At 71.8% G+C, this 19664-nt stretch carries 19 protein-coding genes and 3 pseudogenes; 13 read left to right on the top strand and 9 right to left on the bottom strand.

The features are described from left to right. Positions 1 to 96: 96 nt before the first annotated feature. The 4 genes from ACSUPV_RS35275 to ACSUPV_RS35260 form a co-directional block, all read right to left on the bottom strand. Positions 97 to 1197: an acyl-CoA dehydrogenase family protein gene (locus ACSUPV_RS35275; protein WP_031114946.1), complete on the bottom strand. Its 1101-nt coding sequence runs from the start codon at positions 1195 to 1197 to the stop codon at positions 97 to 99. Next, positions 1176 to 2357: an acyl-CoA dehydrogenase family protein gene (locus tag ACSUPV_RS35270; protein WP_382614214.1), complete on the bottom strand. Its 1182-nt coding sequence runs from the start codon at positions 2355 to 2357 to the stop codon at positions 1176 to 1178. The genes ACSUPV_RS35275 and ACSUPV_RS35270 overlap by 22 nt, the downstream gene beginning before the upstream one ends. Beyond that, entirely contained in the window at positions 2354 to 3319 is a 966-nt protein-coding gene (locus tag ACSUPV_RS35265) for an NADPH:quinone oxidoreductase family protein (protein ID WP_359791442.1), read from the bottom strand. Before ACSUPV_RS35265 ends, ACSUPV_RS35270 begins: the two co-directional genes overlap by 4 nt. A 119-nt stretch (positions 3320 to 3438) precedes the next feature. Next, positions 3439 to 4011, bottom strand: a complete 573-nt coding sequence (locus tag ACSUPV_RS35260; protein WP_031114949.1) for a helix-turn-helix domain-containing protein — start codon at positions 4009 to 4011, stop codon at positions 3439 to 3441. A 78-nt stretch (positions 4012 to 4089) separates the two neighbouring features. On the opposite strand from ACSUPV_RS35260, the gene ACSUPV_RS35255 reads away from it, so the two are divergent. From ACSUPV_RS35255 to ACSUPV_RS35235, 5 genes are all read left to right on the top strand, one after another. Next, entirely contained in the window at positions 4090 to 5019 is a 930-nt protein-coding gene (locus ACSUPV_RS35255; protein WP_031114950.1) for an NAD(P)/FAD-dependent oxidoreductase, read from the top strand. A 51-nt stretch (positions 5020 to 5070) separates the two neighbouring features. After that, positions 5071 to 6609, top strand: coding sequence for an ATP-dependent DNA ligase (locus ACSUPV_RS35250; RefSeq protein WP_436949234.1), 1539 nt, complete (start codon positions 5071 to 5073; stop codon positions 6607 to 6609). After that, positions 6606 to 7064, top strand: coding sequence for an NUDIX domain-containing protein (locus ACSUPV_RS35245; protein ID WP_031114952.1), 459 nt, complete (start codon positions 6606 to 6608; stop codon positions 7062 to 7064). The genes ACSUPV_RS35250 and ACSUPV_RS35245 overlap by 4 nt, the downstream gene beginning before the upstream one ends. 76 nt (positions 7065 to 7140) lie before the next feature. Continuing rightward, positions 7141 to 8526 (top strand): NADP-dependent succinic semialdehyde dehydrogenase, encoded by a 1386-nt coding sequence (locus tag ACSUPV_RS35240; protein ID WP_382614219.1) that lies wholly within the window; start codon positions 7141 to 7143, stop codon positions 8524 to 8526. Positions 8527 to 8551: 25 nt separating this feature from the next. After that, positions 8552 to 8788, top strand: a complete 237-nt coding sequence (locus tag ACSUPV_RS35235; RefSeq protein ID WP_078650951.1) for a DUF6213 family protein — start codon at positions 8552 to 8554, stop codon at positions 8786 to 8788. Between the two features lie 74 nt (positions 8789 to 8862). Here ACSUPV_RS35235 and ACSUPV_RS35230 read toward each other — a convergent pair whose 3' ends face one another. After that, on the bottom strand, positions 8863 to 9519 hold the full coding sequence (locus ACSUPV_RS35230) for a transcriptional regulator (RefSeq protein ID WP_037765668.1): 657 nt from the start codon (positions 9517 to 9519) through the stop codon (positions 8863 to 8865). A 174-nt stretch (positions 9520 to 9693) separates the two neighbouring features. Here ACSUPV_RS35230 and ACSUPV_RS35225 point away from each other — a divergent pair. Beyond that, positions 9694 to 9813: pseudogene (locus ACSUPV_RS35225) on the top strand (type III polyketide synthase); the annotation flags it as partial. Further along, positions 9808 to 9987 (top strand): annotated as a pseudogene (locus tag ACSUPV_RS35220) (cupin domain-containing protein); the annotation flags it as partial. The pseudogenes ACSUPV_RS35225 and ACSUPV_RS35220, both read left to right, overlap by 6 nt. A gap of 80 nt (positions 9988 to 10067) precedes the next feature. Here ACSUPV_RS35220 and ACSUPV_RS35215 read toward each other — a convergent pair. Both ACSUPV_RS35215 and ACSUPV_RS35210 read right to left on the bottom strand, forming a co-directional pair. Next, positions 10068 to 10679, bottom strand: coding sequence for a DUF4352 domain-containing protein (locus ACSUPV_RS35215; protein WP_436949233.1), 612 nt, complete (start codon positions 10677 to 10679; stop codon positions 10068 to 10070). Between the two features lie 176 nt (positions 10680 to 10855). After that, complete coding sequence (locus ACSUPV_RS35210; protein WP_037765664.1) at positions 10856 to 12082, bottom strand: acyl-CoA dehydrogenase family protein; 1227 nt, start codon at positions 12080 to 12082, stop codon at positions 10856 to 10858. 172 nt (positions 12083 to 12254) lie between these two features. Here ACSUPV_RS35210 and ACSUPV_RS35205 point away from each other — a divergent pair, with 172 nt between their 5' ends. Next, positions 12255 to 12899 (top strand): TetR family transcriptional regulator, encoded by a 645-nt coding sequence (locus ACSUPV_RS35205; protein WP_031114958.1) that lies wholly within the window; start codon positions 12255 to 12257, stop codon positions 12897 to 12899. Between the two features lie 84 nt (positions 12900 to 12983). Here ACSUPV_RS35205 and def read toward each other — a convergent pair whose 3' ends face one another. Continuing rightward, the gene (gene def, locus ACSUPV_RS35200; protein ID WP_037765661.1) at positions 12984 to 13529 is read right to left on the bottom strand and encodes a peptide deformylase; all 546 of its coding nucleotides are present in this window, start codon (positions 13527 to 13529) and stop codon (positions 12984 to 12986) included. 158 nt (positions 13530 to 13687) lie between these two features. Between def and ACSUPV_RS35195 the strand changes: the two genes are divergently transcribed. The 5 genes and pseudogenes from ACSUPV_RS35195 to ACSUPV_RS35175 form a co-directional block, all read left to right on the top strand. Beyond that, positions 13688 to 14926 carry a MurT ligase domain-containing protein gene (locus ACSUPV_RS35195; protein ID WP_037765659.1) on the top strand — a complete coding sequence of 413 codons (1239 nt, stop codon included), beginning with the start codon at positions 13688 to 13690 and terminating at the stop codon, positions 14924 to 14926. Positions 14927 to 14949: 23 nt separating this feature from the next. Further along, complete coding sequence (locus ACSUPV_RS35190; RefSeq protein ID WP_031114960.1) at positions 14950 to 15678, top strand: type 1 glutamine amidotransferase; 729 nt, start codon at positions 14950 to 14952, stop codon at positions 15676 to 15678. A gap of 228 nt (positions 15679 to 15906) precedes the next feature. Next, entirely contained in the window at positions 15907 to 16932 is a 1026-nt protein-coding gene (locus ACSUPV_RS35185) for a 6-phosphofructokinase (RefSeq protein WP_031114961.1), read from the top strand. A 157-nt stretch (positions 16933 to 17089) separates the two neighbouring features. Next, positions 17090 to 18040, top strand: coding sequence for a cytochrome c oxidase assembly protein (locus tag ACSUPV_RS35180; RefSeq protein ID WP_037765656.1), 951 nt, complete (start codon positions 17090 to 17092; stop codon positions 18038 to 18040). 122 nt (positions 18041 to 18162) lie between these two features. After that, positions 18163 to 19014, top strand: a pseudogene (locus ACSUPV_RS35175) (DUF6777 domain-containing protein); the annotation flags it as partial. Between the two features lie 158 nt (positions 19015 to 19172). Here the strand turns inward: ACSUPV_RS35175 and ACSUPV_RS35170 are convergent. Continuing rightward, positions 19173 to 19634, bottom strand: a complete 462-nt coding sequence (locus tag ACSUPV_RS35170; RefSeq protein ID WP_436950004.1) for a hypothetical protein — start codon at positions 19632 to 19634, stop codon at positions 19173 to 19175. Positions 19635 to 19664 lie beyond the last annotated feature (30 nt).

Genomic DNA, 19664 nt, shown 5'->3' with positions numbered 1-19664 from the left:
TTCACCCGGGAGGGGCGCACGGAAAAGCCCGCCCCAGGTGGGACGGGCTTCTCCGGGTTGTCCGCGGGCTGTTGCCGGGTGTCGGGCCGGTGTACGTCAGGGGGCCTGGAGGTCGACCAGTGCGGCCAGTGCCTCCCGGTGGGCGCCGGCGGTGCCGTAGGCGAGGGAGTCGGCCTTGGCGCGCTTGAGGTACAGGTGCGCGGGGTGCTCCCAGGTCATGCCGAGGCCGCCGTGCAGCTGCAGGGCCTCCTCGGCGGCGTGGACGGCGACCGGCGCCGCGTAGGCCTGGGCGACGGTGACGGCCATGTCGGCGTCCTCGCCGGTGGCCAGGGCGTCGGCGGCGTTGCGGGCGGCCGCGCGGAGGTTGACGGATTCCAGCCACAGCTGGGCCAGCCGGTGCTTGAGCGCCTGGAAGCCGCCGACGGGCCGGTTGAACTGCTTGCGTTCCTTCAGGTAGCGGACGGTTTCCGTCAGCGACCGGTCGGCCAGGCCGAACTGCTCGGAGGCGAGCAGTCCGGCTCCGGCGCGCAGGGCCCGGCGGACGGCGGGCTCGGCGTCGCCGAGGAGACGGCCCCGGACCCCGTCCAGGGTGACGGTCGCGAGCGGCCGGGTCAGGTCCAGGGAGGTCTGGGGTGTGACGGTCGCGGCGGTGGCGTCGACCGCGTACAGGCCGCCGTCGTCGGCGGGCACGAGCAGCACGTCCGCGACGGCCGCGTCCGCGATGCCGGTCAGTTCGCCGCTCAGTACGCCGTCGTCGTGCCGGACGAGCTTGTGGGCGGCGCCCGGTGCCACGTTGAGGGCGACCGCGAGCACGCCGATCGACGTCCCGGACGCCAGCTCACGGAGCAGGTCGTCGGTGCCGCAGGCGAGCAGTGCCTCGGTGGCGACGACCGCGCTCGTCAGGTACGGCACGGGCGCCACCGCACGGCCCAGTTCCTCCAGCACCACGGCGGCTTCCCGGTGGGTGGCGCCCTGGCCGCCCAGCGCTTCGGGCACCAGCAGGCCCGCGAGGCCCATGCCGTCGGTGAGCGTCTTCCACAGCGCCAGGTGGTGCGGGGTGTCCGACTCGGTGCGGGCGATGACGCCGGGCGCGTCGCACTGGTCGGCGAGCAGGTCGCGGACCGCGGCGCGCAGCGCCTCTTCCTCTTCCGAGTACAACAGGTCGCGCTCGTTCTTCACCGGGCCAGGTCCTTCCATGCGACGTCCTTGTCGGTGCGCGGCTCGGCGGGCAGGCCGAGGACCCGCTCGGCGACGATGTTGAGCAGGACCTCGCTGGTCCCGCCCTCGATGCTGTTGCCCTTGGAGCGCAGGTAGCGGTAGCCGGCCTCGCGGCCGGTGAAGTCGACCAGCTCCGGGCGCCGCATGGTCCAGTCGTCGTACAACAGGCCCTCCTCGCCGAGGAGTTCCACCTCCAGGCCGCTGATCTCCTGGTTGAGGCGGGCGAAGGCCAGCTTCATGCCGGCGCCCTCGGGGCCGGGCTGGCCCGCGACGAGCTGCTGGCGGAGCCGCTCGGCGGTGAGGCGGGAGACCTCGGACTCCACCCACAGCTTCAGCAGCCGCTGGTGGAGGTCGTGGGTGCGCAGCTCGGGGCGTTCGCGCCAGGTCTTCGAGACCGGGCCGATCATGCCGCCCTCGCGGGGCAGTCGCATGCCGCCGATGGCCACGCGCTCGTTGTTCAGCGTGGTCTGGGCGACCTTCCAGCCCTCGCCGACCGCGCCGAGGCGGTGTGTGTCCGGGATGCGGACGTCGGTGAGGAACACCTCGTTGAACTCGGCCTCGCCGGTGATCTGCCGCAGCGGGCGCACCTCGACGCCCGGGTCGGTCATGTCGCACACGAAGTACGTGATGCCGCGGTGCTTGGGCACGTCCGGGTCGGTGCGGGCGATGAGGATCGCCCAGCGGGCGACATGGGCGCTGGACGTCCAGACCTTCTGCCCGTTGACCACCCAGTCGTCGCCCTCCCGGACGGCCCGGGTGCCGAGCGCGGCGAGGTCGGATCCGGCGCCGGGCTCGCTGAACAGCTGGCACCAGACCTCCTCCCCCGTCCACAGCGGCCTGAGGAACCGCCGCTTCTGCTCCTCGGTGCCGAAGCCCAGGATGGTCGGGGCGGCCATGCCGAGGCCGATGCCGATGCGGCGCGGGTCGTTGTCAGGGGCGCCGGCCGCCTCCAGCTCGGCGTCCACGACGGCCTGCAGGGAGCGGGGGGCACCGAGTCCGCCGAGTCCCTCGGGGTAGTGCACCCAGGCGAGGCCGGCGTCGAAGCGGGCCCGGAGGAAGTCCAGGCGGTCGGTCGATGCCGGCGGGTGCGCGGCCAGCAACTCCCGGGTGCGGCGGCGCAGTTCCTCGGCGTCGGTCATGCTGCTCCCTCCAGGACGACGGCGACGCGGCCGGTGGTGCGGCCGTCGGCGACCTTCTGCACGGCGTCGGCGGCACCGCCGAGCGGCACGCGCTCGCTGACCAGCGGCTTGATGGCGCCTCGGGCGGCCAGCTCGGTGAGCCGCTCGTGGCAGTGCCGGACCAGCTTCGGGTCCTTGGTGTTGTACAGGCCCCAGTGCAGGCCCAGGATCGAGTAGTTCTTCACCAGGGCGTGGTTCAGGCCCGGGCTGGGGATCGAGCCGCTGGCGAAGCCGACGACGACGATCCGGCCTTCGAAGGCGACGACCTTGGTGGACTGGGCGTAGGCCTCGCCGCCGACGGGGTCGTAGATCACGTCGGCGCCCCGGCCGCCGGTGGCGTCCTTCACGGCGGCGACGACGTCCTCGGCGCGCCGGTCGATGACCACGTCACAGCCCAGGTCCTTGGCGACGGCCACCTTCCCGGAGCCGCCGACGACACCGATGACGGTGGCGCCGGCGGCCTTCCCGAGCTGCACGGCCGCGCTGCCGACCCCTCCTGCGGCAGCGTGGACGAGCAGGGTCTCCCCGGCCTGCAGGGCGGCCCGGCGGTGGAGGCCGAACCAGCCGGTCTGGTAGCCGATGTGCAGGGCGGCGGCCTCGGCGTCGTCGAGGGCGTCCGGCGCGGGCAGCAGGGCGGCGGCGTCCGCGACGGCGTACTCGGCGAAGCCGCCGTGGGGCAGCGCCGGGTTGGCGATGACACGGCGGCCGTCCTCGGTCTCGCCGCAGATCTCCACGCCCGGGGTGAACGGCAGCGGCGGCCTGACCTGGTACTGCCCCCGGCACAGCAGGGCGTCGGGGAAGTTGATGTTCGCGGCGCGCACCTTCAGCAGGACCTGGCCGTCGCCGGGGATAGGCGGCTCCGCCTCCTCGAGGCGCATCACCTCGCTCGGCTCGCCGTTCTCGTGCACGTGCCATGCCTGCATGCGGGGCCTCCACGGGGGACTGCTTCGTCTGACCGGGGTCGGTTCGCATACTAAGCGGTCGCTTGCCGATCAGGGAACCGTCTTCGAAGGAAGAGTCCCGCCCTCCGGTATCGCGTGCGTCACGACCGCTTGGGCCGCGCCCGCACGTGCATCCGCTCCCCCTGCGGCCCGAACAGGCTGAGGAACTCCGCCGGCCCCTCCCCCGTCGACCCGAACCAGTGCGGCACACGGGTGTCGAACTCGGCGGCCTCCCCCGCCGTGAGCACCACGTCGTGCTCGCCCAGCACCAGGCGCAGCTTCCCGGAGAGCACGTACAGCCACTCGTAGCCCTCATGGGTGCGCGGGTCCGGCTCCTGCCTGCGCTGGGGTTCGAGCACCTTGTAGGCCTGGAGGCCGCCGGGCTGCCGGGTGAGCGGCCAGAGGGTGCGGCCGCCCATCACGATCGGCTTCGACCGCACCCGCGGATCGCCGGCCGGCGGTGCTCCGACCAGCTCGTCCAGCGCCACCTGGTGGGCGCGCGCGATCGGCAGCAGCAGCTCGAGACTGGGTTTGCGCAGGCCCGACTCCAGTCGCGACAGGGTGCTGACGGAGATGCCGGTGGCCTCCGAGAGCGCCGCCAGGGTCACCTCCCGGTCCTTGCGCATCTGCCGCAGCCGGGGGCCCACGCCCGCGAGTACCTCGTCCGTCGTCATGCTCGTATTGCAGGTTCGGCAAACGCGTTTGTCAATCCCGTACCGCCGGGGCGAACCTCGGGGGCGGAGGTGGTCACCATGACCGAGAAGTACGCAGTGGTCGTCGTCGGCGGGGGTGCCGCGGGCCTGAGCGCGGCACTGGTGCTGGGGCGGGCCCGGCACCGCACGCTGGTCGTCGACGCGGGCGAGCCGCGCAACGCCCCCGCAGCCCACATGCAGGGCTACCTGTCGCGGGACGGCATGCCGCCCGCCGAGTTCCTCGCGGCCGGCCGGGAGGAGATCGCGCGGTACGGCGTGGAGCTGGTGCGGGACCGGGTGGTGGACGTGGAGAGGGGCGAGGACTTCTCCGTGGTGCTGGCCGGCGGCCGGACCGTGCGGGCGCGGCGGCTGGTGGTCGCGACGGGGCTGAGGGACGAGCTGCCCGCCGTCCCCGGGATCGCCGAGCGGTTCGGCCGGGACGTGCTGCACTGCCCGTTCTGCCACGGCTGGGAGGTGCGCGACCAGCCGTTCGGGGTGCTCGCGACCAGCCCGGCGAGCGCGCACCAGGCGCTGATGGTGTCGCAGTGGTCGAAGGACGTGCGGCTCTTCCTGCACACGGTCGCCGAGGAGGAGCTGTCCGACCAGGATCTGCGCCGGCTCGCCGCGGCCGGGGTCGACGTGGTGCCCGGGGAGGTCGCCGGACTGGTGGTCGAGGACGACCGGCTCACCGGCGTCCGGCTCGCGGACGGTACGACGCACGCCCGCTCGGTGGTGTTCACCGCCCCGCGGCCGGTGCCGCAGACGGGGCTGCTCGAGCGGCTGGGCGCCGAGTTGCACGAGACGCCGTTCGGCGCGTACCCGGTGGTCGACGGGAACGGCCTGACGAGCGTGCCGGGCGTGTGGGCCGCGGGCAACGCGATCGGCTTCGCCGAGCAGGTCGTGCACGCCGCGAGCGGCGGGTACCGGGCCGCGTCGGCCATCGTCGGGGATCTGCTGATGACGGACCTCGACGCGGCCGCCCAGGCGTAGCGGAGGTGGAGACCAGGTGTAGAGGCATCGCCTCGGGTGCACCATGGCTGCATGCTGCTGCACCGGCTGGCCCGAGTGTCCCAGGAGGTCGCCGCCACCTCGGCGCGGTCCCGGAAGACGGCCCTGCTCGCGGAGCTCTTCCGGGACGCCGAGGCGGACGACGTGCCGATCGTCATCCCGTACCTGGCCGGGCGGCTGCCGCAGGGCCGGATCGGCGTCGGCTGGAAGGTGCTGAGCCGCCCGGTCGCCCCGGCCGCCGAGCCGGCCCTGACCGTGCGGGACGTGGACGCCCGGCTGTCGGCGCTCGCCGAGGTCTCCGGCCCCGGCTCCCAGGCGGAACGCACCCGTCTGGTCGGTGAGTTGATGGGCGCCGCCACCGCGGACGAGCAGCGGTTCCTGCTCGGGCTGCTCACCGGCGAGGTGCGGCAGGGCGCGCTGGACGCCGTCGCCGTCGAGGGACTGGCCCAGGCGACCGGGGCGCCCCCCGCCGACGTACGGCGGGCTGTGATGCTCGCCGGCTCCCTCCAGGCGGTCGCCGAGGCCCTGCTCGCGGACGGCCCCGCCGCCCTGGACCGCTTCCGCCTCACCGTCGGCCGTCCGGTCCTGCCGATGCTGGCGCACAGCGCCTCCTCGGTGGCGGAGGCGGTGGTCAAGCTCGGCGCCTGCGCGGTCGAGGAGAAGCTGGACGGCATCCGCGTCCAGGTGCACCGGGACGGCGACACCGTGCGCCTCTACACCCGCACCCTCGACGACATCACCGACCGCCTGCCCGAAGTGACGTCCGCCGCACGGGAGTTGCGGGGCGAGCGGTTCATCCTGGACGGCGAGGTGATCTCCTTCGACGAGAGCGGACGCCCCCGCTCGTTCCAGGAGACCGCCGGACGCGTCGGCTCCCGCACGGACGTGTCGACGGCCGCCCGCGCGGTCCCGGTCTCCCCCGTCTTCTTCGACGCGCTGTCCGTCGACGGCCGCGACCTGCTCGACCTGCCGTTCGCCGAGCGGCACGCCGAGCTGGCCCGTCTGGTCCCCGAGCCGATGCGGGTGCGGCGCACCCTGGTGTCCGGCCCGGACGACACGCCCGCGGCGGAGGAGTTCCTCGCCGAGACCCTGGAGCGCGGCCACGAGGGTGTCGTGGCCAAGGCGCTCGACGCCCCCTACAGTGCGGGCCGGCGCGGCGCCTCCTGGCTCAAGGTCAAGCCCGTGCACACCCTCGACCTGGTCGTCCTGGCCGCCGAGTGGGGCCACGGCCGCCGCACCGGCAAGCTCTCCAACCTCCACCTCGGCGCCCGCACCGCCGACGGCGGCCTCGCCATGCTCGGCAAGACCTTCAAGGGCATGACCGACGCGATGCTCACCTGGCAGACCGAACGGCTCCGGCAGCTCGCCGTCGACGACAACGGCCACGTCGTGACCGTCCGCCCGGAACTCGTCGTGGAGATCGCCTACGACGGGCTGCAGCGCTCCACCCGCTACCCGGCCGGCGTCACCCTCCGCTTCGCCCGTGTGGTCCGCTACCGCGAGGACAAGCGCCCCGAGGACGCCGACACGGTCGAGACGCTGCTGGCCGCGCACCCGGAGGTGAGCCCGTGAAGCGCAGTGCCGGACTGCTGCTCTTCCACCACACCGACGGCGGCCTCGAAGTGCTGCTCGGCCACATGGGCGGCCCGTTCTTCGCCCGCCGCGACGCCGGGGCGTGGACCCTCCCCAAGGGCGAGTACGAGCCCGACGAGTCGGCCTGGGCGGCCGCCCGCCGCGAGTTCGCGGAGGAGCTGGGGCTGCCCCCGCCGGACGGTGAGGCGATCGCCCTGGGCGAGGTCCGGCAGACCGGCGGCAAGATCGTCACGGCCTGGGCGGTCGAGGCGGACCTCGACCCGGCGACGATCGCGCCCGGCACGTTCCGGATGGAGTGGCCGCCGCGCTCGGGGAAGCTCCAGGAGTTCCCCGAGCTGGACCGGGTGGCGTGGTTCGGCATCGACCGGGCCCGCGCGGTGATCGTCAAGGCACAGGCGGCGTTTCTCGACCGCCTGGCGGAGCACTCGCCCTGAGGAGACGCTCCCGCGTTGCGGTCCGCCCCGCCGCGCGGGAAGGTCGAGACACAGCCCGCTTTGAGGGAGGTCAGCCATGCCCATCGCAACGGTGAACCCGGCGAACGGCGAGACGCTCAGGACGTACGAGGCCATGGGCGAGGTGGAGATCGAGCGCCGGCTCCAGCTCGCGGAGGCCACGTTCCGCACGTACCGGACGACGACCTTCGGCGAGCGGGCCCGGCTGCTGCACCGGGCCGCCGACCTCCTGGACGAGGACCAGCAGGACATCGCCCGCGTGCTGACCACCGAGATGGGCAAGCCGATCCAGCAGGCCCGGGCCGAGGCGGCGAAGTGCGCCAAGGCGATGCGCTGGTACGCCGACCACGCCGAGGAGCTGCTCGCCGACGAGGAGCCCGCCGACGCCGACGTGAAGGACTCCGGCGCCTCGCGGGTGCGGGTGCGCTACCGGCCGATGGGGCCGGTACTGGCGGTCATGCCGTGGAACTTCCCGCTGTGGCAGGTGGTGCGCTTCGCCGCGCCCGCGCTGATGGCGGGGAACGTGGGTCTGCTCAAGCACGCCTCGAACGTCCCGCAGACCGCCCTCTACCTGGAGGATCTCTTCCACCGGGCGGGCTTCACGGAGGGCTGCTTCCAGACCCTGCTGATCGGTTCCGCCGCGGTCGACGACATCCTGCGCGACGAGCGCGTCAAGGCCGCCACACTCACCGGCAGCGAGCCGGCGGGGCGTGCGGTCGCCTCCACCGCCGGGGAGATGGTCAAGAAGACGGTGCTGGAGCTGGGCGGCAGCGACCCCTTCGTCGTCATGCCCTCGGCCGATCTGGACCGGGCCGCGAAGGTCGCGGTGACCGCGCGCGTGCAGAACACCGGGCAGTCCTGCATCGCCGCGAAGCGGTTCATCGTGCACGCGGACGTCTACGACGCCTTCGCCGAGCGGTTCGCGGAGGGCATGAGGGCGCTGAAGGTCGGCGACCCGCTGGCCGAGGACACCGAGGTCGGGCCGCTCTCCAGCGAGCAGGGGCTGCGCGACCTGGAGGAACTGGTCGACGACGCGGTGCGCGGTGGAGCGCAGGTGCTGTGCGGTGGCGAACGGCCGGACGGGCCCGGCTGGTACTACGCGCCGACGGTCCTCGCCGGCATCACCCGGGAGATGCGGATCCACCGGGAGGAGGCGTTCGGGCCCGTGGCGACGCTGTACCGGGCGGCCGACCTGGACGAGGCCGTGCTGATCGCGAACGACTCGCCGTTCGGACTGAGTTCGAACGTGTGGACGCGGGACGAGGGCGAGGTGGACCGGTTCGTCCGGGATCTGGAGGCCGGAGGGGTGTTCTTCAACGGGATGACGGCCTCGCATCCGGCGTTCCCGTTCGGCGGTGTGAAGCGGTCCGGGTACGGGCGTGAGCTGTCCGGGCACGGAATCCGCGAGTTCTGCAACATCACCACCGTTTGGCACGGTGCGTGAGTGTTGCGGGGCTACGATCCCGTCTGTGAACCGCGAAGTGACTCTGCCTCTGATCGTCGACGACCGCGGGACCCTGCAGGTGGCTGCGGCGGATGTCAGCAAGCTGTTGCGGACCGTGGGGGGTCGGTGGGTGCGGCTGGTGGAGGGCGGGGAGTCGGGGCTCGACGAGGACACGGTTGCCGAGTTGGCCATCGAGCTGGCGAAGCTGGCCGATCGGATTGATGTGGCTTGCATCGCGCACAGCAGTGGGAGCGGGACGTAGCGGGGCGAGTGCGGGTGCGTTGTGGCTGGTCGCGCCCACGCGGCGGAGCCGCGAGTCGACACAGCCCCGCGCCCCTAAGGAGTTGCACTCAGCGCGTTCCAGAACATGGCCTCGTAGGTTTGTAGTAGGCGGCCGTATCGACACGCGCTCATCTCGTCCAGTCGCCCCGTGTCCAGCCCTGCCTGCACCGCTGCCGTCGCCAGCCGGTCCAGGTCGGGTGACGGCTCGGCGAAGAAGTCGAAGAAGGCGCAGGCCTCGTCGGTGAAGCCGTAGTGGTCGCGCAGTGCCGTCGCGATCGTGGCACAGTAGCCGCCCCACGCCGAGAAGTTGGCCGTAAGCGCCAGGACCACGTCCGGCGGTGAGGCGTTGAGGGCCAGCCAGGCGACGTATGCGGGGTAGGCCTGGCAGCCCGGGAGCGGCTCGTACGAGGCCTCGTCCGCACCGCACGCTCGTGCGAACGCCGTCAGCCGCTCACCCGCCAGGGCCTCGCCCTGCGCCAGGGTCGTGAAGAAGGCCGCAGCCTCCGGGTCGGTCACGGCCGAGCGCTCCGCCAGAAACTCGAACGCCCGGCGGTCCGCCGGGATCACCCAGGTCTGTTCCAGGGCGAGCGCGGCGAGGGTGGCTCGGGGTGCCGTGCCGGCGGCGATCCGGGGGACCAGAGGGTTGGCGTTCGGGTCCGGGGCGAGGGTCGCCGTGGTCGTCGTCAGCAGGTCCCTGGCCGTGTGCGTCATCGCGTCCTCCGTCGTGAGGGTCCGGGGACGAGCCTGACACGGCGTCCCCGAGACGGAGTAGTCCGGCGCGAGATCGGCCCCACCGGGTGATCGTGGATGGACCACCCCCTGAGGTGAACCACCTTCTGACCGGGGGGCGAAGGGCCTTCCGGGAGGCGAAAGCAGGCACGGTTCATGGCGACTTCGTGCAGACCCTCGGTGTCCGTTCCAGAGCACGTGATCACGATGGAGGAGACGCTGGAGCTGGCGCGTGAGCGCCACGCCGACCACCCCCAACTGCCGCTGACCCTCCGGCCCGAGTTGGGCGTCCTCGCCTTCGAGCCGCGGGTCCGCACCCCCGACAACTGGCAGAAGTGGGAGTCCACGTCGGGCAACCGCGTGGTGCGGGCCACCCCGGGAACGGTGATCGTCGTACCCCCGGGGTGCCCGCACGCGTTCGCCAACCCGACGGACACCCCGGCCAAGATGGGCCCGCTACGACATCGAACAGCTGACGCCTCTCAGGCACCGGTGGGGACCGGCGGGCGTCGCCGAACGGCCGGCGGACGTCAGGTGAGCTTCCACTCGCCGGTCTGCTCGGCGAAGCCGGAGTCCATCGCGAACTGGACGGTGGCCACCTTCGAGGCCTTCGGCACCTCGAACACGATCCACCCCAGCGCCTTGGCGCCGGGCTTGAGCCGGACGGCGGACGACATGGACGGGCCGGCGGTGACCTCGGCGAAGGTCGTCTGGAACTGCTGGCCCTGGTCGTCGGCGACCTGGGCGCCGTTCTGCGGGCTGTCCGTGTAGGCCTTGGTTCCGGTGTTGACCAGCTGGAACTGCACGGCGAGCCACCGGTTGCCGGACTCCGGAGCGGTGAACTCGTCGCTGGACTTGGCGTTGTCGACGACCTTGACGACGGTGACGTCGAGCTTGCTGCCGTCCTCCATGCCCTTCAGGGCGAGGGTGTCGCCGGTCTCGGCGACCTCGGGTGCGGCCTCCTTCTTGGCGGCCTCCTTGGCCTCTTTGGCCTTCTGCTGCCCGCTGTCGGCGTTGGCGGAGGCCTTCGCCTTGGGCTTGTCGACGACGGAATCGCCGGAGCCCGCGCAGGCGGTGACGGTGAGTGCGCCGATGACGGCCGCCGCTGCCGCGGTGAGCCTGATGCGGCTGTAGTTGCTCATGATCCCCCCAGGGTTCTGTGACACGTAAGTGAAGGACTCGCAAAGGAAATGCATGGTTGCACGGTTCACCGAAAAAAATCAGGCGTCTGAGGCAACCCGGCAGCCCGTCCTGACGTCCGCCCTGTGCGCACATGGAAAAGGGCCCCCTCCGTACCGGAGGGGGCCCTTTCACCGCGTCAGCGGATCGGCTTGCCCGACAACGTCCGGGCGATCACCAGACGCTGGATCTCGCTGGTGCCCTCGAAGATGGTGTAGATGGCCGCGTCGCGGTGCATCCGCTCCACCGGGTACTCCCGGGTGTAGCCGTTGCCGCCCAGGATCTGGATCGCCTGGGCCGTGACCTTCTTCGCGGTCTCGCTGGCGAAGAGCTTGGACATCGAGCCCTCGGCGGCGGTGAACGGCTTGCCGTTGATCGCCATCCAGGAGGCGCGCCAGACGAGGAGCCGGGCCGCGTCGATGGAGGTGCGCATGTCCGCGAGCTGGAAGGCGACGCCCTGGTTGTCGATGATCGGCCGGCCGAACTGCTCCCGTGTCACGGCGTAGTCGAGGGCGACCTCGTACGCGGCGCGGGCGGTGCCGACCGCCATGGCGCCGACGGCCGGGCGCGAGGCCTCGAAGGTGGCCATGGCCGCGTTCTTCACGCGCTCCCCGCCCTGCCTGGCCTTCTCGCGGGCCCGGGCCAGCCGCTCGTCGAGCTTCTCCTTCCCGCCGAGGAGGCAGGAGCCGGGGACGCGCACATTGTCGAGGATGACCTCGGCGGTGTGCGAGGCGCGGATGCCGTGCTTCTTGAACTTCTGCCCCTGGGACAGACCCTCGGTGCCCGGCGGGATGATGAAGGAGGCGTGGCCCTTGGAGCCGAGTTCGGGGTCGACGACCGCGACGACGACGTGGACGTTGGCGATGCCGCCGTTGGTCGCCCAGGTCTTGGTGCCGTTGATGACCCACTCGTCCTTGGCCTCGTCGTACACGGCCCGGGTGCGCATGGAGGCGACGTCGGAGCCGGCGTCGGGCTCGGAGGAGCAGAAGGCGGCGACCTTGACATCGTTGGCGTCACCGTACATCTGGGGGATCCAGGTGCCGATCTGCTCCTCGGTGCCGTTGGCGAGGACGCCGACCGCGGCGAGGCCGGTGCCGACGATGGACAGGGCTATGCCCGCGTCGCCCCAGAACAGCTCCTCCATCGCCATGGGGATGCCGAGGCCGGTGGGGTCGAAGTACTGCTGGGCGTAGAAGTCCAGGGAGTAGATGCCGACCTTGGCGGCCTCCTGGATGACCGGCCAGGGAGTCTCCTCACGCTCGTCCCATTCGGCGGCCGCGGGGCGGATCACATCGGCCGCGAAGCCGTGGAGCCAGTCCCGGACCTCCTTCTGTTCGTCGTTGAGCTCCATGGTGAACTCGGCCATGTCGTCCCCTCCAGCGGCACACGTGCATGTTACTTGCGGTAACACCAGTCTGTTACCGGTGGGTAGTCCGCGTCAACTCCTACCGACCGGTCGGCACCCTTTCGGTGTCCGGGGCATGCTTCAGTGTTAGTTTGCGCAGGCGTCATCGATACAGCACGGGTGGGGAGAGCACATGGACACCACGCAGCGGACCGACCAGCAACGGTCCGCCGACCGCCGACGGCGTGAGCTGCTGGAGGCCGCCGACCGGGTGGTGCTGCGCGACGGCCCGCAGGCCTCGATGAACGCGATCGCGGCGGAGGCCGGCATCACCAAGCCGATTCTCTACCGTCACTTCGGCGACAAGGGCGGACTTTACGCGGCCCTTGCCAAGCGGCACACGGACGCGTTGCTGGACTCGCTGCGGGCGGCGCTGGACGCGCCGGCGGACCGGCGGGAGCGGGTCGAGGCGACGCTGGACACGTACCTCGCGGCGATCGAGGCGCGGCCCCAGGTGTACCGGTTCCTGATGCACCCGGCGGAGGGGAGCCAGCCGGGGGACCAGGGGTTCGACGTCGGCAAGCACAGTGCGCCGTTGCTGCGGCGGATGGGTGAGGAGCTGGCGCAGGTCATCGAGGAGCGGCTGGATCTCGGGCCGGGCGGGCAGCAGCTCGCGCGGGTGTGGGGGCACGGGATCGTCGGCATGATGCATGCCGCCGGGGACTGGTGGCTGGGGGAACGGCCGTGTTCCCGTGCGGAGTTGGTGCGCAGTCTTGCCGACCTGTTGTGGGGTCGGCTCGCGGCTGCGGGGGATCGGGTGGGGGGTCCGGGGTTCTGACCGTCGCGTTTCGGCTGACGGTGGGTGGGGTTGTTCGCGCCCACGCGGCGGAGCCGCAAATCAATACAGCCCCGCGCCCCTGAACTACTCGGCTCGGCGCCAGGAAGCCCTGGCCACCTGGCGCATCAGCTTGCGCCGGCGCCAGCCGCTCAGGTGGTCCGCGTAGATGCGGCCCTCCAAGTGGTCGCACTCATGCTGCAGGCAGCGGGCGAAGAATCCCGTGCCGTGGATCGTGACCGGGTCGCCGGTCACGGTGAAGCCCTCGACCACCGCGTGGTCGTACCGCTCCGTGCCCGCTTCCAGGCCCGGGAGGGACAGGCAGCCCTCCGGGCCGCGGATCACCACCCCGTCCGTCTCGACGAGACGCGGGTTGACGAGGTGACCGACGTGACGGACGTCCTCGTCGTCGGGGCAGTCGTAGACGAAGACCCGCAGCGGCTCGCCGATCTGGTTGGCGGCCAGGCCGACGCCCCGGGCGGCGTACATGGTCGCGAACAAGTCGTCGACGAGGCGGGCCAGTTCGGGGCCGAAGTCGGTGACCTCCGCGCAGGGCGTGTGCAGCAGCGGGTCGCCGTGCAGCGTGAGGGGTCTCACGCGGCCGTGGGCGCCGGGGATGGAGCTGTGTCGCATGGCGGCAAGAGTAAGGTCCCTGTCGGCCCGCGCCTCCCGCACGAGTTCCCCACAGTGCCGCGGTTCGGGAGTGCGAAGGGATCTCGATAGGCTGAGGTCCACACCACGTGGCCGTCAGGCTTCAGGCGCGGCGCGTACGCAAGGAGGATCGAGAACTGATGGCAGGCAACTCGGACCCGCTTTCGCCGCGGGCCAAGCTGGCCGTGACCGCGGGCAAGGCGGTCGCAGCGGCATCCCGCGCCGCTGGACGCGGCAGCGGTTCGGTGATCGGCGGCCGGGTGGCACTCAAGCTCGACCCCGACCTCCTCGCCCGGCTCGCCCAGAACCTGGACGTGATCCTGGTCTCGGCAACCAACGGCAAGACCACGACCACCCGGCTCATCGCCGAGGCCCTGCGCGCGGCGGGCCCGGTCGTCTCCAACGCGCTCGGCGCCAACATGCCAGCCGGCATCACCTCGGCGCTCGCCGGTGGCTCGGACGCCCGGTACGGCGTCATCGAGGTCGACGAGAAGTACCTGGCCGGCGTCGCCCGGGACACCGCCCCGAAGTGCATCGCCCTGCTCAACCTCTCCCGCGACCAGCTCGACCGCGCCGCCGAGACCCGCATGCTCGCCGAGAACTGGCGGGAAGGGCTTGCGGGTTCGAAGGCCGTGGTCGTGGCCAACTGCGACGACCCGCTGGTGGTGTGGGCGGCGTCGTCCTCCCCCAACGTGATCTGGGTCGCCGCCGGCCAGATGTGGAAGGACGACGCCTGGTCCTGCCCGTCCTGCGGCGGCGTCATGCAGCGCCCGGGCGACGACTGGTACTGCGGTGAGTGCGGCTTCCGCCGCCCGACGCCGAGCTGGGCCCTGTCCGGCGACCACGTCCTCGACCCGCACGGCTCGGCCTGGCCGATCCACCTCCAGCTGCCCGGCCGCGCCAACAAGGCCAACGCCGCCTCCTCGGCCGCCGTCGCCGCCGTGTTCGGGGTGCCGCCGCAGGTCGCGCTGGAGCGCATGTACCAGGTGCAGGCGGTGGCCGGGCGGTACGACGTCGTCCAGTTCCAGGGCCGCGACCTGCGGCTGCTGCTCGCGAAGAACCCGGCCGGCTGGCTGGAGACGTTCTCCCTCATCGACCCGCCGCCCGCCCCGGTCATCCTCTCCGTGAACGCGCGCTCCGCCGACGGCACCGACACCTCCTGGCTGTGGGACGTCGACTACACGCGCCTGACCGGCCACCCGATCTGTGTCGTCGGCGACCGGCGGCTGGACCTCGCGGTGCGGCTGGAGGTGGCCGACCAGCACTTCCAGGTCTACGAGAACCTCGACCAGGCCGTGGCCGCGTGCCCGCCGGGCCGGATCGAGGTCATCGCCAACTACACGGCGTTCCAGGACCTGCGCCGCCGCGTCGGCAACTGAGCACGAGACGTCAGGGGACTTTTGTGAGCGACAACCAACTGCGCATCGTCTGGATCTATCCCGACCTGCTCAGCACCTACGGCGACCAGGGCAACGCCCTCGTCGTGGAGCGCCGGGCCCGGCAGCGCGGCCTGGACGTGGCCCGGCTGGACGTGCGCAGCGACCAGCCGATCCCGACGTCCGGCGACATCTACCTGATCGGCGGCGGCGAGGACCGTCCGCAGCGGCTCGCGGCCGAGCGGCTGCGCCGGGACGGCGGACTGCACCGGGCCGTGGAGAACGGCGCCATCGTGTTCTCCGTGTGCGCCGGCTACCAGATCCTCGGCCACGAGTTCATCAACGACCTCGGCCAGCGCGAGCCCGGCCTCGGCCTGCTGGACGTGGTGTCCGTGCGCGGCGAGGGCGAGCGGTGCGTCGGTGACGTGCTGGGTGACATCGACCCGCGGCTCGGTCTGCCCCCGCTGACCGGCTTCGAGAACCACCAGGGCGTCACCCACCTCGGCCCCACCGCCCGCCCCCTGGCCCGGGTGCGCCTGGGCAACGGCAACGGCACGGGCGACGGCACGGAAGGCGCGTACAACGACACCGTGTTCGGCACCTACATGCACGGTCCGGTGCTCGCGCGCAACCCGCTCATCGCGGACCTGCTGCTGAAGCTGGCGCTCGACGTCAACGCGCTGCCGCCGACCGACGACCGCTGGTACGAGGCGCTGCGCAACGAGCGCATCGCGGCTGCGCAGCAGCCTGCGTGAACACAGCTGCGCAGCAGCCTGCCTGAGCACGTCGTCGCAGCTGGCCCGGCACACGCGTCAACCTGCTGGTCAACAGCCCGTCTGACGGCACATCCGCACAGGTGAGCGGGGTCGTCCAGCAGGCGGACGCGTGCTTCGGTCCGGCCCCTCGATGCCGCTAGGGTGGCGGGGATTCCAGCCGGACAACGTGGTCCGGTCCCCGGCCCACGTTGAGAAGGTATTCGGGCTATGCGCATTGGTGTCCTCACGTCCGGCGGCGACTGCCCCGGCCTGAACGCCGTCATCCGGTCCGTCGTGCACCGTGCCGTCGTCGACCACGGCGACGAGGTCATCGGCTTCCGGGACGGCTGGAAGGGCCTCCTGGAGTGCGACTACCTCAAGCTCGACCTCGACGCGGTGGGCGGCATCCTCGCCCGCGGCGGCACGATTCTCGGGTCCTCCCGGGTCCAGCCCTCCCATCTGCGGGACGGTGTGGAGCGGGCCAAGGGCCATGTCGAGGAGCTCGGCCTCGACGCGATCATTCCCATCGGCGGCGAGGGCACGCTCAAGGCCGCGCGGCTGATGTCGGACAGCGGTCTGCCCGTGGTGGGTGTGCCGAAGACCATCGACAACGACATCGCGGTCACGGACGTCACGTTCGGCTTCGACACGGCCGTCGGCGTGGCGACGGAGGCGCTGGACCGGCTGAAGACCACCGCCGAGTCCCATCAGCGGGTCCTCGTCGTCGAGGTCATGGGCCGGCACACCGGCTGGATCGCGCTGCACTCCGGCATGGCGGCCGGCGCGCACGCCATCGTCGTCCCCGAGCGGCCCTTCGACATAGAGGAGCTGACCCGGCGGGTCGGTGAGCGGTTCGAGGCCGGCAAGCGCTTCGCGATCGTGGTGGCGGCGGAGGGGGCCAAGCCCCGCCCCGGGACCATGGAGTTCGACGAGGGCGGCAAGGACATCTACGGGCACGAGCGGTTCGCGGGCATCGCGCGGCAGCTGTCCGTGGAGCTGGAGGGGCGGCTGGGGAAGGAAGCGCGGCCGGTCATCCTCGGGCATGTGCAGCGGGGTGGTACGCCCACCGCGTACGACCGGGTGCTGGCCACGCGGTTCGGGTGGCACGCGGTGGAGGCCGTGCATCGCGGGGAGTTCGGGCAGATGACCGCGCTGCGGGGCACGGACATAGTGATGGTGCCGCTGGCGGAAGCCGTGGAGACGCTGAAGACCGTGCCGGACGAGCGGTACGAAGAGGCGGAGACCGTTCTCTGAGGCTGCCGTAGTCGGCGGGTGCGGGCCGTTCGTGGCTTGTCGCGCAGTTCCCCGCGTCCCTGGAACCTTGCCCCCGGTCACTGGTGTGGTCGGGGGCGGTTCTACTCTTGGGGGCGGACAACTTGCTGCACACCCCCACGAAACAGGAGCCGGCTACATGGATCACAGCGGGCACGGCATGACGATGGATCTGCCGCCGTTCACGCTGGGGCGAGGGCTGGAGTGGTCGGCTGACCCGTTCTTCCTCGTCGCCTGCCTGGCCGGGCTCGCACTGTACGGATGGGGTGTCGTACGGCTCGTACGACGCGGGGACAAGTGGCCGGTGGGACGCACCGTCGCCTTCGCCATCGGCGTCCTCAGCATCATGCTCATGATGTGCACGCAGCTGAACGACTACGGCATGGTCATGTTCAGCGTGCACATGGTCCAGCACATGGTGATCAGCATGGTGTCGCCGATCCTGATCCTGCTCGGGGCGCCGATCACACTGGCGCTGCGCGCGCTGCCCACGGCGGGGCGGGGCCGCAAGGGGCCGCGCGAGCTGCTGCTGAAGTTCCTGCACAGCCGTTACATGCGGATCGTCACGCACCCGGCGTTCACGATCCCGCTGTTCATCGCGAGCCTGTACGGGCTGTACTTCACGCCGCTGTTCGACACCCTGATGGGCTCCAGGCCGGGGCACATCGCGATGATGGTGCACTTCCTCGCCGTCGGCCTGGTGTTCTTCTGGCCGATCATGGGCGTGGACCCGGGGCCGCACCGGCCGGGCTATCTGATGCGGATGCTGGAGCTGTTCGCGGGCATGCCGTTCCACGCGTTCTTCGGGATCGCGCTGATGATGGCGTCCGAGCCGATGGTCGAGACGTTCAAGAACCCGCCCGCCTCCCTCGGCATCGAGGCGCTCTCCGACCAGAACGCGGCGGGCGGCATCGCCTGGGCGTTCAGTGAGATCCCGTCCGTGCTGGTGCTGATCGCCCTGCTGTTCCAGTGGTACGCATCGGAGCAGCGGCAGGCCCGGCGCAAGGACCGGGCCGCCGACCGCGACGGGGACAAGGAACTCGAGGCGTACAACGCCTATTTGAGCTCGCTGCACGCACGCGGGAACTGATTTCCTCCGTCTCCCCAGGCCGCTCTTTTCTCCCCCTCTGCTCTTTTTCCACAACCCGGATGAACAGCATTTTCCTTCAGTAGCATGAAACGCGTCGGGGGGAACCGCAGGGGGGAGCGGTGATGCGGAAGATCGCTGTCCTGGTCGTCTTTCTGCTGGCGCTCGGGGGGTGTGACGCGAGGGCGCCCTTGGTCGAGGTCAGGGCGATCGCCGCAGGGGTGCCGTCCCTGGCGCCCTTCTTCGCCGAGGACAGCGGGCTCGGCAGAGACGCACGGGTACGGTCGCGGCCGGTGCCGAGCGGGCTCCAGCAGGGTGACACGCCAGGGCTGTACGGGGGAACCGAGCAGCCGAAGATCTGTGACGTGGAGCGGTTGAAGCGGTTCCTGACCGCGCCCCGCAATGCCGGGAAGGCACGAGCGTGGGCGACCGCTCTGGAACTCCGTACGGACCAGATCCCGGGATATCTCGACCGGCTCACCCCTGTTCTCCTGCGTCACGACACGCTCGCCCTGAACCACGACTACAAAAAAGGAAAGGCCGTTCCCTTCCGCGCCTTGCTGCAGGCGGGAATCGCGGTACTCGTCGACGAGAAGGGACTTCCGTCGGTCAAGTGTTCGTGCGGAAATCCGCTGCTGCCTTTCGAAGGCGACACGGGCCGGATATCGGTCACCTTCGAGGACGGAAACGAGAAGTGGCAGGGCTACGACCGTGCCGAGGTGGTGGTCGTACGACCCGCCTCGCGGGAACTGGAGCGGATCGCCCTCGTCGACGTCGAGGACGCCGAGCGGGGGATCCGGCGGCCCGTCGGGACGACGGGTGAGGCCGACTCCCGTTTCGACGCGACGGAGCGGCGGGCCGTGCCGCGTCTCGCCGGGACGACGTTCGGGGAGGCGAGCCGACGGCTGGCCGATGCGGGGCTGGCGATCGCGTACGGGAGTGAGGGGCTGCCGCCGGACCGGGCACGGGTCACCGCGACCGAGCCGGGGGCGGGGGCCGAGCTGCCGTTCGGGGCGTATGTGACGGTGCGGGTGGCCACTCCCCCGGCTTCCCCGGCTCCCCCGGCCGGTTCCGGGCCGACGAGCACGGGTGGCGGGCCCACCGGGGCCGGGCCCACGAGCACGGGTGCGACGAGTCAGGAGCCGCCCTCGCAGCGGCCCCGGTCGAGTACCGCGCCGCCCGGCTCCGAGTCGCTCTCGTCGAGTGCCGCGCCGCCCGGCTCCGAGTCGCCCTCGTCGAGTGCCGCGCCGCCCGGCTCCGAGTCGCCCTCGTCGAGTGCCGCGCCGCCCGGCTCCGGCTCGCCCGCGGCGAGCACGCCGCCCCGGAGCAGCGCACCGCCTACGGTGACCAGCGCCCCGCCTACGGTGACCAGCTCACCGCCGAGCGCCACCGGCACACCGCCGAAGGGCACCAGCGCACCACCCCGGACGACCAGTCCGCCGCCACGGCCGTCCAGCCCACCGCCACAGGCCTCCAGCCAGCCACCCCGCACGACCGACCCACCACCACAGACCACGAGCACACCGCCACAGACCACCAGCTCACCGCCGGAATCCGGCAGCGCCGGCAGCGCCCCGGTGACCACCGCACCCGCCACGAGCGCCACGCCTTAGCAGCCCCGCCGACC

Origin of the sequence: Streptomyces sp. SudanB52_2052, from assembly GCF_964272415.1 — a bacterium.
Classification (GTDB): Bacteria; Actinomycetota; Actinomycetes; order Streptomycetales; family Streptomycetaceae; genus Streptomyces; species Streptomyces olindensis.
This window is presented reverse-complemented; position numbering and strand designations above follow the sequence as displayed.

What these genes read in the sequence shown, in the direction of transcription:
- ACSUPV_RS35255 (WP_031114950.1), top strand. Translation starts at nt 4,090, where the DNA reads ATGACCGAGAAGTACGCAGTGGTCGTCGTCGGCGGGGGTGCCGCGGGC.
- ACSUPV_RS35215 (WP_436949233.1), bottom strand. Translation starts at nt 10,679, where the DNA reads ATGAGCAACTACAGCCGCATCAGGCTCACCGCGGCAGCGGCGGCCGTC.
- ACSUPV_RS35210 (WP_037765664.1), bottom strand. Translation starts at nt 12,082, where the DNA reads ATGGCCGAGTTCACCATGGAGCTCAACGACGAACAGAAGGAGGTCCGG.
- ACSUPV_RS35230 (WP_037765668.1), bottom strand. Translation starts at nt 9,519, where the DNA reads ATGACGCACACGGCCAGGGACCTGCTGACGACGACCACGGCGACCCTC.
- ACSUPV_RS35205 (WP_031114958.1), top strand. Translation starts at nt 12,255, where the DNA reads ATGGACACCACGCAGCGGACCGACCAGCAACGGTCCGCCGACCGCCGA.
- ACSUPV_RS35275 (WP_031114946.1), bottom strand. Translation starts at nt 1,197, where the DNA reads ATGGAAGGACCTGGCCCGGTGAAGAACGAGCGCGACCTGTTGTACTCG.
- ACSUPV_RS35185 (WP_031114961.1), top strand. Translation starts at nt 15,907, where the DNA reads ATGCGCATTGGTGTCCTCACGTCCGGCGGCGACTGCCCCGGCCTGAAC.
- ACSUPV_RS35180 (WP_037765656.1), top strand. Translation starts at nt 17,090, where the DNA reads ATGGATCACAGCGGGCACGGCATGACGATGGATCTGCCGCCGTTCACG.
- ACSUPV_RS35270 (WP_382614214.1), bottom strand. Translation starts at nt 2,357, where the DNA reads ATGACCGACGCCGAGGAACTGCGCCGCCGCACCCGGGAGTTGCTGGCC.
- def (WP_037765661.1), bottom strand. Translation starts at nt 13,529, where the DNA reads ATGCGACACAGCTCCATCCCCGGCGCCCACGGCCGCGTGAGACCCCTC.
- ACSUPV_RS35250 (WP_436949234.1), top strand. Translation starts at nt 5,071, where the DNA reads ATGCTGCTGCACCGGCTGGCCCGAGTGTCCCAGGAGGTCGCCGCCACC.
- ACSUPV_RS35260 (WP_031114949.1), bottom strand. Translation starts at nt 4,011, where the DNA reads ATGACGACGGACGAGGTACTCGCGGGCGTGGGCCCCCGGCTGCGGCAG.
- ACSUPV_RS35240 (WP_382614219.1), top strand. Translation starts at nt 7,141, where the DNA reads ATGCCCATCGCAACGGTGAACCCGGCGAACGGCGAGACGCTCAGGACG.
- ACSUPV_RS35265 (WP_359791442.1), bottom strand. Translation starts at nt 3,319, where the DNA reads ATGCAGGCATGGCACGTGCACGAGAACGGCGAGCCGAGCGAGGTGATG.
- ACSUPV_RS35195 (WP_037765659.1), top strand. Translation starts at nt 13,688, where the DNA reads ATGGCAGGCAACTCGGACCCGCTTTCGCCGCGGGCCAAGCTGGCCGTG.